Source organism: Pseudoxanthomonas sp. PXM02 (assembly GCF_014851805.1).
GTDB lineage: Bacteria > Pseudomonadota > Gammaproteobacteria > Xanthomonadales > Xanthomonadaceae > Pseudoxanthomonas_A.
In genome coordinates this window covers 718687-731557 of the sequence record NZ_JACVAK010000001.1, presented here as the reverse complement: position 1 = coordinate 731557, position 12871 = coordinate 718687, and the positions used below count along the sequence as shown (strand labels likewise).

The window sequence follows — 12871 nt, the reverse complement described above, 5'->3', positions numbered from 1 at the left end:
GCGGGCCGACATGTAGGCACTATCGGCAGGCGCAGGAAGATCTTGAGCGGACGCCCCTTGGCGTCACGGCGTCACGGCGACGCGGAGTCGGAGGCCAGGGTTTCCTCGAGGCGGGTGAAGGCGGAATGCGCGCCGGCGGGCGAACCGCCGGTGTCGGTGGCGAAGTAGGCCACGCCCGTGCCGGCCTCCAGATCCACCCACAGTCCCGAGCGCAGGCCGTACGCGTCGCCGGAATGACCGACGCGCGCGATGCGGTCGCCGAACGGATCATCGCCGCAGCCCTTCGTCGGCGTGGCCAGCGTCTGCACGGCCAGCCCGTAGCGGCAGAAGAACGCCTTGCCTTGGCCATCGCCGGTGTCTTCCTCGTGCGTCACCCCGTTGCGCCCGTCGAAGGACCACTGCGGCGTCACCAGGGTGGAGATGCTCGCGGGCTGGAGCAGGCGCACGCCGTCCACCTCGCCCCGGTTCACCAGCAGGCGGCCGATCTTCGCCAGTCCATTGGCGGAAATGCGCAGGCCGCCTTGTGGCGAGAACAGCGCGCCGTTGTCTCCGGGCTTCCAGCGGGCGAGGTCGCAGTCCGCCCCTTCTTCGACGACCACGGCGCAATCGGGCTTGCCAGTGCGATTCTCGTCGCGCACGGGCTGGGCGTCGCGATAGAGCACGACGGCGCGCGTCGCGGTGGCAGCATCGCAGCTTTCCCAGTTGAAGCAGGCATCAAGCTTCAGCGGTTCCAGCACCAACCGGCGCATCAGCAGGTCGAAGCGTTCACCGGTAGCGCGCTCCATCGCCATCGCCACCAGCGGGAAGTTGAGGTTGGTGTAGCGGAAATGCGTGCCCGGCGCGTGGGAGTCGTCCCAAGCCTTGGCGTCGTCGAGGATGCCTTTCAACGGCTGTCCCAGCGGTGTGGCGTAGTAGCCGGCCGCATCGGTCAGGCTGGACCGGTGCGAGAGCAGCAGGCGCAAGGTGATCGGCGTGTCGGGGAAGCGCGGATGGCGCAGCGTCCAGCCGAGGTAGGTCGAGACATCGGCATCGAGGTCGAGCGTGCCGGCTTCCACCAGCCGCATCAAGCCGATGGCGGTCACCAGCTTGGAGATCGAGGCGACACGCACGGAATCATCGGCGGTGACCTTGCGTCCGGTCGTCAGGTCGGCCACGCCCTCGGCGCGCGTGGCGACGACACCGTCGCGATCGAAGGCGACGCGCACCTGGGCGACGGGTTCGCCTGCGGTGGCCGCGGTCGATGCGACCAGGCACGCCAGTGAGGCAAGAACGCGGATACGACGCAAGGACATGGGCCAGTACCGGTGAGGAACCGGCCCCGACTTTACTTCATCGTCGGCATCACGAACTCGGCCACGTGCGTCTCCGGCCAGCGGGCGGTGACGGTCTTCAGGCGCGTGTAGAAACGCACGCCGTCGGGACCGTGCACGTGCAGCGGGCCGAAGGTGGAGCGCTTCCAGCCGCCGAAGCTGTGGAACGCCATCGGTACCGGGATCGGCACGTTGATGCCGACCATGCCGGCCTGCACGCGATGGGCGAACTCGCGCGCGGCGCCGCCATCGCGCGTGAACACGGCGGTGCCGTTGCCGTACTCGTGTTCGTTGACCAGCTGCAGTGCGGCATCGAGGTCCGGTACGCGCATCACGCACAGTACGGGACCGAAGATCTCTTCGCGGTAGATCGTCATCGCCGGCGTCACCCGGTCGAACAGGCAGCCGCCGAGGAAGAAGCCGTCGGCGTGGCCATCGACCACATGGCCGCGTCCGTCGACGACGAGATCGGCGCCTTCGGCCACGCCGGCATCGACATAGCCACGCACCTTGTCGCGGTGCGCGCCGGTGACCAGCGGACCCATTTCGGGATCGAGGCAGCCGGGACCGATCTTCAGCGCGGCGACTTTCGGCGCCAGTGCCGCGACCAACGCGTCGGCGGTGGCATCGCCCACGCAGACGGCGACCGAAATCGCCATGCAGCGTTCACCGGCCGAGCCATAGCCGGCGCCGAGCAATGCGGAGACGGCACCGTCGAGGTCGGCGTCAGGCAGCACCACCATGTGGTTCTTCGCACCGCCCAGCGCCTGCACGCGCTTGCCGTTGGCGCTGCCACGCGCATAGATGTATTCGGCGATCGGCGTGGAGCCGACGAAACTCAGCGCCTGCACGCGCGGTTCGTCGAGCAGCGCGTCCACCGCGACCTTGTCGCCGTGGACGACATTGAACACGCCGTCCGGCAGGCCGGCCTGCTTCAGCAGATCAGCCATGAACAGCGCCGCCGACGGATCGCGTTCCGACGGCTTTAATACGAACGTGTTGCCGCAGGCCAGCGCCACCGGAAACATCCACAGCGGAACCATCGCGGGAAAATTGAACGGCGTGATGCCGGCGACGACACCCAGCGGCGCGTATTCGGTCCACGAATCGACATCGCGGCCGACGTTCATCGAGTGCTCGCCCTTGAGCAGGTGCGGGATGCCGCAGGCGAACTCGACCACTTCCAGTCCGCGCGTCACTTCGCCGCGCGCATCGGACAGCACCTTGCCGTGTTCGGACGTGATGATCTTTGCCAGATCACCCGCGTGCTTTTCCAACAGTTCCTTGAAGCGGAACATCACGCGCGCGCGATTCAGCGGCGTGGTCGCCGCCCAGGCGGGAAAAGCGTTGGAAGCAGCATCCACGGCCTGCTTCACGTCATCGACCGAGGCCAGCGGCACGCGTGCGGTGACGGTGCCGGTGGCGGGGTCGAATACATCGCCGAAGCGGCCACTGCCGCCTTCCGTCCGCTGTCCGTTGAAGAAATGGTGCAGCGCTTCTGTCATGGCGGACTACCTTGCTGTATCCCTCGCCCCGCGAGCGGGGAGAGGGTGCCCGGAGGGCGGGTGAGGGGTGACGGAGCCTTTTTCTTCAGTCGTGGCGCGGTGTTTCGGGTGTTGCGTTTTCCAATCGCTCGATGGATTCGACATTGCCGGGGCGGCAGTGGCTCCGGGGCGCCCCTCATCCGCCTTCGGCACGTTCTCCCCGCAGGCGGGGAGAAGGGACGTGCAGGCTTACGCCAGCGCCTCGCGCGCCGGCACGTAGGCGTAGCCGAGGTCGTCGGCGACCGCCTTGTAGGTGACCTTGCCGGCGTGCACGTTCAGGCCGTTGAGCAGGTGCTCGTCGTCCAGCAGCGCCCGCTTCGCGCCCTTGTTCGCCAGCTGCACGGCGAAGGGCAGGGTGGCGTTGGTCAGCGCGAAGGTGGACGTGCGGGCGACGCCGCCCGGCATGTTCGCCACGCAGTAGTGGATGATGCCGTCCACTTCGTAGGTCGGGTTCTGGTGCGTGGTGGCTTTGGAGGTCTCGAAGCAGCCGCCCTGGTCGATCGCCACGTCCACCAGCACCGAGCCGGGGCGCATCAGCTTCAGCTGCTCGCGCGACACCAGCTTGGGGGCGGCGGCACCGGGGATCAGCACCGCGCCGATCACCAAGTCGGTGTCCGGCAGGCGCTCTTCGATGGCGTCGCGCGTCGAATAGATCGTGGTTAGCTGGTGGCCGTACAGCTCGTCGAGGTACTTCAGGCGGTCGAGCGAGCGATCGAGGATGGTGACGTGCGCGTTCATGCCCATCGCCATGCGCGCGGCATTGATGCCGACCACGCCACCGCCGATCACCAGCACTTCCGCCGGCTTCACGCCGGGCACGCCGCCGAGCAGCACGCCGGAACCACCCTGCGCCTTCTCCAGCGCATGTGCGCCGGCCTGGATCGACATGCGACCAGCGACTTCCGACATCGGCGCCAGCAGCGGCAGGCCGCCCTTGCGGTCGGTGACGGTTTCGTAGGCGATGCAGGTGGCGCCGGAGGCGACCAGCGCCTTGGTCTGCTCGGGGTCGGGCGCGAGGTGCAGGTAGGTGTAGAGCACCTGGCCGGGGCGCAGCATGGCGCACTCGTTCGGCTGCGGCTCCTTCACCTTGATGATCATGTCGGCGCGGGCAAAGATTTCCGCGGCGGTGTCGACGATCTGCGCGCCGGCCTTGATGTACTGCTCATCGGTCAGGCCGATGGCCTTGCCGCCATCGCGCTGGACGATGACCTGGTGGCCATTCGACACCAGCTCGCGGGCACCGGACGGGGTAAGTCCGATGCGGTATTCGTGGTTTTTGATTTCCTTGGGGACGCCGATCAGCATGTTGCTCTCCAGTAGCGGGAAGGGGCTTCGCGCGCGGGGGAGCGCTGGTGCCGTTGGTCCGTAATTTTACGCGGTTGCCCGTATGGTGTCCGCCAGGACATTCACGATCCGGTCGATGTGCTCCTTCTCCACGATCAGCGGGGGCGACAGGGCGATGACGTCGCCGGTCACCCGGGTCAGCAGGTGGCCCTCGTGGAACGCGTTGGCGAAGACGTCGTAGGCGCGGGTGCCCGGCGCGCCCGGACGCGGGGCCAGTTCGATGGCGCCGACCAGGCCGAAATTGCGGATGTCGATGACGTTCGGCAGGTCCTTCAGCGAGTGCAGCGCCTCCTGCCAGTACTCGCCCAGGCTGAGGGCCTTGTCGAACAGGTTTTCCTCTTCGTAGGTGTCCAGCGTGGCGAGCGCGGCGGCGCAGGCCAGTGGATGGCCGGAGTAGGTGTAGCCATGGAACATGTCGATGGCGTTGTCCGGCCCGCTCATGAAGGTCTCAAACAGGCGCTCGGAGACGAAGGTGGCGCCCATCGGCACGCAGCCGTTAGTGATGCCCTTCGCCGCCGTGATCATGTCCGGCGTGACGCCGAAGCGCTGCGCACCGAAGGCGTGGCCGACGCGGCCGAAGCCGGTGATCACTTCATCGAAGATCAGCAGGATGCCGTGCTTGTCGCAGATCTCGCGCAGGCGCTGCAGGTAGCCCTGCGGCGGGATGACCACGCCGGCCGAACCGGAGATCGGCTCGACGATGACGGCGGCGATGGTGGAGGCGTCGTACAGCGCGATCTGGCGCTCGAGGTCTTCCGCCAGTTCGAGGCCGTGCGGCGGCAGGCCCTTCGAGAAGGCGTTGCGCGAGACGTCCAGCGTGTGGCGGATATGCGATACCGCCGGCAGGCCGGGACCGAACCACTTGCGGTTGTTCGGCAGGCCGCCGACCGACATGCCGCCGAAGCCGACGCCGTGGTACCCCTTCTCGCGGCCGATGAAGCGCGTGCGCTGGCCTTCGCCGCGCACGCGGTGGTAGGCCAGGGCGATCTTCAGTGCGCTGTCCACGGCTTCCGAACCGGAGTTGCTGAAGAACACCTTGTTGAGGTCGCCCGGGGTCAGGGCGGCGAGGCGCTCGGCCAGCTTGAACGGCAGCGGCGAGCTCATCGAGAAATTGGGGGCGAAGTCGAGCGTACCGACCTGCTGCTTCACCGCTTCGACGATGCGCGGCCGTGCGTGGCCGGCGTTGCAGCACCACAGGCCGGCGGTGGCGTCCAGCACCTCGTTGCCATCGACGTCCTTGTAGTACATGCCCGACGCGCTGGCGAGCAGGCGCGGCTTGGCCTTGAACTGCTTGTTGGCGGTGAACGGCATCCAGAAGTTGTCCAGCGAACCGGGCGCTTCCAGGTTCTGGCGCGCGTAGTGGTCGGCCAGGGCGGAGGAAGTGTCGTCAGCGCTCATCGCGGCTCCAGGGCGGGGGTGGATGGGCGCAGCTTAGCGCGTTGAAAAAACTTTACAACCGTGACGGAAGGCGGTTTCCCGGGGCGATCGCCGGGCAGGCAGCGAGTTGCAGGAGGATCAGGCATTCCGGGGCGCAATCGCGGATTGACCGATGGGTGCCGGGGTGTAAAGTATCCCGTGACATCTGGGTTCGACCGAAGGGTGGTGATGGATATCGGCGCACGCCTGCAGCTGGTCCGCAAATCCAAAGGCCTCAGCCAGCGCGAGCTGGCCAAGCGCGTGGGCGTCACCAACAGCACCATCTCGCTGATCGAGCAGAACAAGGTCAGCCCCTCGGTCAGTTCGCTGAAGAAGGTGCTGGACGGCATCCCGATCTCGCTGGCCGATTTCTTCACCCTCGACCTCGAGAAGGGGCTGCCCGACAGCCCGTTCTACGGCACCGGCGACCTGCCCGACGTCGGCAGCAACGGCATCCACTACTTCCTGCTGGGCCAGCACCGGCCGCAGCGGCAGATGTGCATCCTGCGCGAGGTCATGCCGCCGGGAAGCGATACCGGCGACAGCATGCTGGCGCACGACGGCGAGGAAGGCGGCGTGGTGATCGCCGGCGAAGTCGAAGTCACCGTCGGCGACCAGGTCCGCGTGCTGACCGCGGGCGAGGGCTATTACTTCGAGAGCCGTACACCGCATCGCTTCCGCAATATCGGCGATGTCGATGCCGTCATTGTCAGCGCCAATACACCGGCGACGTTCTAGATGGAGAAGGCTCCTTCCCCCGCCTGCGGGGGAAGGTTGGGATGGGGGCGACGGCGCCGCATTCCCGTTGAAAGTCTCGATGCTTCGAGTGTGGGTTCGTGTAACTACACTCGGAACATCACTAAAGGCGAGCGATCTTTGCGCCGGCTTGCCCCCACCCCAACCCTCCCCCGTGAACAGGGGAGGGGGCAGAACCTGGAGTCCCCATGAGCAATCCCCGCACGCAACAGGACTGGCAGGCGATGGCCGCCGGGCTGTCGATCCGCACGCAGGCCTTCATCGATGGCAAGTACGTGGATGCCGCCAGCGGCAAGACCTTCGACTGCGTCAGCCCGATCGACGGGCGCGTGCTGGGCCAGGTCGCCGACGGGCAGGAAGAGGACATCAACCGGGCCGTCGTCGCGGCGCGTCGCAGTTTCGATGCCGGCGCCTGGTCGAACGCGCGGCCGGTGCATCGCAAGAAGGTGCTGCTGAAGTTCACTCAGTTGATCGAACAGCATGCCGACGAACTGGCGCTGCTGGAATCGCTGGACATGGGCAAGCCGGTCAGCGATGCGCGCAACGTGGACATCGCCGCGACGATCCGCTGCATGGGCTGGACCGCCGAAGCGCTGGACAAGGTCTACGGCGAAGTCGCCGCGACCGGACAGGACGAGCTCGGCCTGGTCACGCGTGAGCCGCTGGGCGTGATCGGCGCGATCGTGCCGTGGAATTTCCCGCTGCTGATGGCGACGTGGAAGCTGGCGCCGGCGTTGGCGATGGGCAACTCCATCGTGCTGAAGCCGTCGGAGAAATCGCCGCTGACCGCGATCCGGCTGGCCGAGCTCGCCATCGAGGCCGGTATTCCGGCCGGCGTGCTCAACGTGGTGCCGGGCTTCGGCAAGACCGCCGGCGAGCCGCTGGCGCTGCACATGGACGTGGACGGTCTTGTGTTCACCGGCTCCACCGCGGTCGGCAAGCGCCTGCTGCAGTGCGCGGGCCTGTCGAACATGAAGCGGGCGTACATGGAATGCGGCGGCAAGAGCCCGAACATCGTGTTCGCCGACGCGCACGACTTGGAGGTCGCGGCGAAGGCGGCGGCCGGCGGCATCTTCTATAACCAGGGCGAGGTCTGCACCGCGGCGTCGCGCCTGCTGGTGGAGCGCTCGATCAAGGACGAGTTCGTCGCCCGCGTGGTCGAGGCCGGCAAGGCGATGCGACCGCGCCATCCGCTCGATCCCGGCGCGCCGATGGGCGCGATGGTCGACGAAGGCCAGACCCGGCGCGTGCTGGACTACATCGAGAAGGGCAAGGCCGAAGGCGCGCGCCTCGCACTGGGCGGGCAGCGCGCCGACGTGGAGTCCGGTGGCTGCTACCTCGAGCCGACCGTGTTCGACGACGTGGCGCACGAGCACACCATCAGTCGCGAGGAGATCTTCGGGCCGGTGCTGTCGGTGATCGCCTTCGACAGCGAAGAAGAGGCGCTGCGCATGGCCAACGACAGCGAGTACGGTCTTGCCGCCGGCGTGTGGACGCGCGACATCAGCCGCGCGCATCGCGTCGCGCGCAAGCTGCGTGCCGGCAGCGTGTGGGTGAACTACTGGGACGGTGGCGACATGACCGCCCCGTTCGGTGGCTACAAGCAGTCCGGCAACGGCCGCGACAAGTCGCTGCACGCCTTCGACAAGTACACCGAGATCAAGGCGACCTGGATCAACCTCGGGAGCTGAAAATGCTTCCTGTGGGAGCGACGTCAGTCGCGATGCCGGCGTCCGTCAAGCCGGACGGAGGTCGCGACTCACATCGCTCCCACAGCATCCCTGCCTGTTCTGCCAGAATCGCCCCGACCCATCGACCGGCCCGTCCATGACCGCCACCGCCGTTGCTCCCGCGCCCGCGAACTCGCCCGGTCGCGTGCTGTTCGCCAGCCTGATCGGTACCACCATCGAGTTCTTCGATTTCTACATCTACGCCACGGCGGCGGTGCTGGTGTTCCCGCACCTGTTTTTCCCGCAGGGCGATCCGGCCACCGCAACGCTGCAGTCGTTCGCCACGTTCGCGCTGGCCTTCATCGCGCGACCGGTGGGGTCGGCGCTGTTCGGGCACTTCGGCGACCGCATCGGGCGCAAGGCGACGCTGGTGGCGGCACTGCTGACGATGGGTATCTCGACGGTGGTGATCGGACTGCTGCCGACCTACGAACAGGTCGGCCTGCTCGCACCGCTGCTGCTGGCGCTGTGCCGTCTGGGGCAGGGCATCGGCCTGGGCGGCGAGTGGGGCGGCGCGGTACTGCTGGCGACCGAGAACGCGCCGCCGGGCAAACGTGCGTGGTACGGCATGTTCCCGCAGCTGGGCGCGCCGATCGGTTTCCTGTGCTCGACCGGCATCTTCCTGCTGCTGACTGAGCTGATGACCGACGCGCAGTTCCTCGCCTGGGGCTGGCGCATCCCGTTCGTCGCCAGCGCGGTGCTGGTGTTCGTCGGCCTGTGGGTGCGGCTAAAGATCACCGAGACGCCGGATTTCCAGAAGGCGCTCGACAAGGACGAACGGGTGAAGGTGCCGATGCTGACGGCGGTGCGCGAGCATCCGTTCGCGCTGGTCGCCGGCACGTTCGCGCTGGTGGCCACGTTCGTGCTGTTCTACCTGATGACCGTGTTCGCGCTGAGCTGGGGCACGTCGAAGCTGGGCTACACGCGCGAGCACTTCCTGATGCTGCAGATGGTCGGCGTGCTGTTCTTTGCGTTGACCATTCCGGTGTCGGCGCTGTATGCCGACCGCTACGGGCGGCGCAACGCGATGATCGTCGCCACGCTGCTGATCATCGGCTTCGGTTTCGTGTTCGCGCCGCTGCTGCAGTCGGGAAGCGACTTGGGCGTGCTCGCGTTTCTCGCGTTGGGGCTGGGCGCGATGGGGCTGACCTACGGCCCCTGCGGCACGATCCTGGCGGAGATGTTCCCGACCGCCGTGCGCTACACGGGCGCGTCGCTGGCGTTCAACATGGCCGGCATCCTGGGCGCATCGCCCGCGCCCTACATCGCCACGCGGCTGGGTGAGCGCTACGGTCTCGCATCGGTCGGCTGGTACCTGGCCGCGATGGCCGGGCTCACGCTGCTGGCGCTGCTGGTCATGCCCCGCCGCGTCGCCTCGCGTTAACCGAACAGCCGCCTCACGGTGCGGCTCAACCAGCCGCCCTGCTGGTGTTCACGCACGAACTGGTTGAGGTGCCGTTTCACCGAATCCGCATACGCCTTGTCGTCGTTGCGGATGTGGTTGAACAGCCAGCGCGACAACATGCTGCGCAGGTCATCGACGATGTCCTCGCCTGCTTCGAAGCGCAGCCGGTACTCGGACACGCGCTTGGTGAACACCTCGTGCACGCGCTTGTGGGCGGCACTGAACGGATAGCCGGCTTCCTCCATCAGCTCTTCCTCGAAGGCGAAGTGCGACAGCGTGTAGTCGACCAGTTCGTCGATCACTTCACCGACGGCGAAGCGCTCCATCGATTTCTGGGTGACGTGCAGATGGTTGATCATCTCCACGATGCGGCGGTGCTGGCCATCGATGATGTCGATGCCCGTGTCCATGTCGTCCTGCCAGATCAGCAGTGTCATGTCGGTGTCCCCTGCCGGCGGATGCCGGAATGCAGGGGAAATCTAGGTGCGCGCCCGCGTCGCGGCATTGATCGGGATCAATGCTGCGACATGGGGTCGCAGGGAGCGGAATCGATGTTTGGTGTGGGAGCGACGCAAGTCTCGAGCTCTTGCCTCAACGACGGCAAAGTGCGCGACTTGCGTCGCTCCCACAGGAACGAGGATCAGCCGCTGGAGACCACCCGGTTCCGCCCACCCGCCTTGGCCAGGTACAGCCGCCGGTCGGCCTCGCTGATCAGGTGGTTGAGCGTCTGGCCGGGGAAGCGGGTGCGGAACACGCCGATGCTGACCGTCATGCGCAGCTTATGGCTGCCGACATCGACTTCCAGCGCCTCGATCGCGGCACGCAGTGATTCGAAGTACTCGACCGACTCGTGTTCGCCCAGGTAAGGCACCAGTGCGCAGAACTCTTCGCCGCCGAAGCGGGCGACCAGGTCCTGCGCGCCGGCGTGGCGCGCGATGGCCTGGGCGACCGCCTTCAGCGCGACGTCGCCGGCTTCATGGCCGTAGCTGTCGTTGATGTGCTTGAAGTGGTCGATGTCGATGATGGCCGCGGTGACCGCCTGCTGGCGCCCCAGCGTGTTGGGCAGCAGCGCATGGCATTCGGCCAGGAAGTGGCGCCGGTTCGGCAGGCCGGTCAGGAAGTCGCGCGTGGCGAGGTCCTGCAGCGTGCCTATCAGTTCCAGCTGGTCGATGTTCTGCGAGACGCGGCAGAAGAATTCTTCGCGCGAGAAGGGCTTGTGCAGGAAGTCGTTGGCGCCGCTCTTCAGGAAGCGCGGCACCAGGCTGCTGTCGCTGGTGCCGGAGATGCCGATGATCGCCAGGTGGTCGCGCGCGTGGCGGGCACGCAGGCGACGGGTGAATTCATGGCCCTTCATGCCGGGCATTTCCTGGTCGACGATCGCCAGGCGGATGTCGGGGTTGGCGTCCAGCATCGCCAGTCCGGCCTCGCCGTCGGCCGCTTCCACTACGCGGAAGCCGTACATCGACAGCAGGGCGGCGGCGTGCTGGCGCGCCGAACGCGAGTCGTCGACGATCAGCGCGGCGATGCGACGGTTGCGTTCCAGGCGCTGCACCAGCCAGACCAGGTAGTCGATGCTGCCCGGGGTGTTCTTCAGCACATAGTCCACGACCTGCCGGCGCAGCACTTGCTCGCGCAGCGCGTCATCGTAGACGCCGCTGACCACGACCGTCGGCAGCTGGCGCGACAGGAAGAACTCCACCACCTCGTCGTGGCTGCCGTCCGCCAGCACCAGGCTGGTGACCACCATGAACCAGTCCGGGTGCTTCTCCAGCGTGGCGCGCGCTTCGTTCAATGTGGACGCATAGACCACCGGCAGGCTGAGCTTCTGCTCGATGGCCTCGCCGATCAGCCGCGCGTGCGTGCGCGAGTTCTCCACCACCAGGATGCGCTGGGGCAGGGGCGGTGCGTTGGCGATGGGAGGTGCGGCGCGTTGCGGACTGGACATGCTCGGGGCGGCCGAGAGGGGTTCCTGTCGGTTCTATCGGCCGCTGTGGGACGGACTTGAGAGCTCCGTCACGAAATGTGACGGAGCGGTGAAAGCCTTACCAGAGCGCGTCGCGCAGCTTGTACCAGGCCATGGCGGCCACCAGGATCGGGGTCCGCAGGGCGCGGCCGCCGGGGAACGGGTGGTGGTGGATCTTCCCGAACAGGTCCAGCCGCTCGGACTGGCCACGGACCGCTTCGGCGATCAGGGTGCCTGCCAGCCCCGAGGCGATCAGGCCGTGGCCGGAGAAGCCCTGTGCGAAATACAGGTTCGGCGCGAGTCGGCCCCAGTGCGGGGCGCGGTTGAGCGAGATGTCGATCATCCCGCCCCACAGGTATTCGATGCCGACATCGCGCAGCTGCGGGAACACGCGGTGCATGCGCCGCGTCATCACGCCACGCAGGTTGGGCGGCGTCATCGTCGAGTAGCTGGCGCGTCCGCCGAACAGCAGCCGGTGATCGCGGCCGAGGCGGAAGTAGTCGAGCGCCCAGTTGGTGTCGGCCACCGCCATGTCGTTGCGGATCAGGTCGCGTGCGCGCTGCTCGCCCAGCGGTGGCGTGGCGGCGATGTAGGTGCCCACCGGCATCATCCGCGACTCCAGTTCCGGGGCGATGCCGCGCAGCAGCGCATTGCCGGCCAGGATCGCGGTGTCGCAGACGACTTCGCCGTGGGCGGTCTTCAGGACGGGCCGGTGGCCGCGCACCAGCTGCGTGACGCGGGAGCCTTCGAAGATGCGAACGCCTGCATCCAGCGCCGCACGCCCGAGGCCCAGCACGTAGGCCAGCGGATGCAGATGGCCGCTGACCGGGTCGTACATCGCGCCGAGGTAGCGGTCGCTGGCCAGCTGGCTGCGCAGCCGTTTGCGATCCCACCATTGCACCGGGTGGCCGTAGCGCGTGTTGAATTCCTCGACGGCGGCTTCGACCTCACGCTGCTGGCGCGGCTTGATCGGCACCGTGGCATGGCCGTCGCGCCAGTCGCAGTCGATGCCGTGCCGGTCGATCCGGCCGCGCAGCCAGCGCAGCCCTTCCACGGACAGGTCGAACATCTTCTTCGCATCGTCGAACCCGACCAGCGCTTCCAGCTTGGCCTCGCCACAACCGAAGCCGGCGATGGCCTGGCCGCCGTTGCGGCCCGAAGCGCCCCAGCCGATGCGCTCGGCTTCCAGTACGACGACCTTGTAGCCGGCTTCGGCCAGTTCCAGCGCCGCCGACAGCCCGGTGTAGCCGGCGCCGAGGATGCAGACATCCGCGTGGATGCGGCCTTCCAGCGTGGGCTGGGCGGGCAGGGGCATCGCGCTGGCGGCGTACCAGCTGTCGGGGTAAGGCGCATGCGCGGAAGGAGTCATGCCGTCTCCTGGCCGTCGTTCCGGCGTACGCCGG

The 12871-nt window shown here is 67.4% G+C and carries 10 protein-coding genes; 3 read left to right on the top strand and 7 right to left on the bottom strand.

All coding sequences use genetic code 11. The annotated features are described in order from the left end of the window. Positions 1 to 71: 71 nt before the first annotated feature. The 4 genes from IB225_RS03430 to IB225_RS03415 all read right to left on the bottom strand — a co-directional run bounded on the left by IB225_RS03430 (position 72) and on the right by IB225_RS03415 (position 5596). A complete protein-coding gene (locus IB225_RS03430; RefSeq protein WP_192309752.1) occupies positions 72 to 1292 on the bottom strand; it encodes a serine hydrolase domain-containing protein in 1221 nt (406 codons plus the stop codon). Between the two features lie 32 nt (positions 1293 to 1324). Beyond that, positions 1325 to 2815, bottom strand: a complete 1491-nt coding sequence (locus tag IB225_RS03425) for a CoA-acylating methylmalonate-semialdehyde dehydrogenase (protein WP_192309750.1) — start codon at positions 2813 to 2815, stop codon at positions 1325 to 1327. 228 nt (positions 2816 to 3043) lie between these two features. Then, on the bottom strand, positions 3044 to 4159 hold the full coding sequence (gene ald / locus IB225_RS03420) for an alanine dehydrogenase (RefSeq protein ID WP_192309748.1): 1116 nt from the start codon (positions 4157 to 4159) through the stop codon (positions 3044 to 3046). 66 nt (positions 4160 to 4225) lie between these two features. Next, entirely contained in the window at positions 4226 to 5596 is a 1371-nt protein-coding gene (locus tag IB225_RS03415; RefSeq protein ID WP_192309747.1) for an aspartate aminotransferase family protein, read from the bottom strand. A gap of 207 nt (positions 5597 to 5803) precedes the next feature. Between IB225_RS03415 and IB225_RS03410 the strand changes: the two genes are divergently transcribed. From IB225_RS03410 to IB225_RS03400, 3 genes are all read left to right on the top strand, one after another. Next, complete coding sequence (locus IB225_RS03410) at positions 5804 to 6352, top strand: cupin domain-containing protein (RefSeq protein WP_192309745.1); 549 nt, start codon at positions 5804 to 5806, stop codon at positions 6350 to 6352. 206 nt (positions 6353 to 6558) lie between these two features. Then, positions 6559 to 8061, top strand: coding sequence for an aldehyde dehydrogenase (locus IB225_RS03405; protein ID WP_192309743.1), 1503 nt, complete (start codon positions 6559 to 6561; stop codon positions 8059 to 8061). Positions 8062 to 8197: 136 nt separating this feature from the next. Then, positions 8198 to 9484, top strand: a complete 1287-nt coding sequence (locus IB225_RS03400) for an MFS transporter (RefSeq protein ID WP_192309742.1) — start codon at positions 8198 to 8200, stop codon at positions 9482 to 9484. Here the strand turns inward: IB225_RS03400 and IB225_RS03395 are convergent. The 3 genes from IB225_RS03395 to IB225_RS03385 form a co-directional block, all read right to left on the bottom strand. Continuing rightward, positions 9481 to 9942 carry a bacteriohemerythrin gene (locus IB225_RS03395; protein WP_192309740.1) on the bottom strand — a complete coding sequence of 154 codons (462 nt, stop codon included), beginning with the start codon at positions 9940 to 9942 and terminating at the stop codon, positions 9481 to 9483. The genes IB225_RS03400 and IB225_RS03395 overlap by 4 nt on opposite strands. Positions 9943 to 10145: 203 nt before the next feature. Further along, positions 10146 to 11450, bottom strand: a complete 1305-nt coding sequence (locus IB225_RS03390) for a diguanylate cyclase (protein WP_192309738.1) — start codon at positions 11448 to 11450, stop codon at positions 10146 to 10148. A 97-nt stretch (positions 11451 to 11547) separates the two neighbouring features. After that, on the bottom strand, positions 11548 to 12837 hold the full coding sequence (locus IB225_RS03385) for an FAD-binding oxidoreductase (RefSeq protein WP_192309732.1): 1290 nt from the start codon (positions 12835 to 12837) through the stop codon (positions 11548 to 11550). Positions 12838 to 12871: the final 34 nt, after the last annotated feature.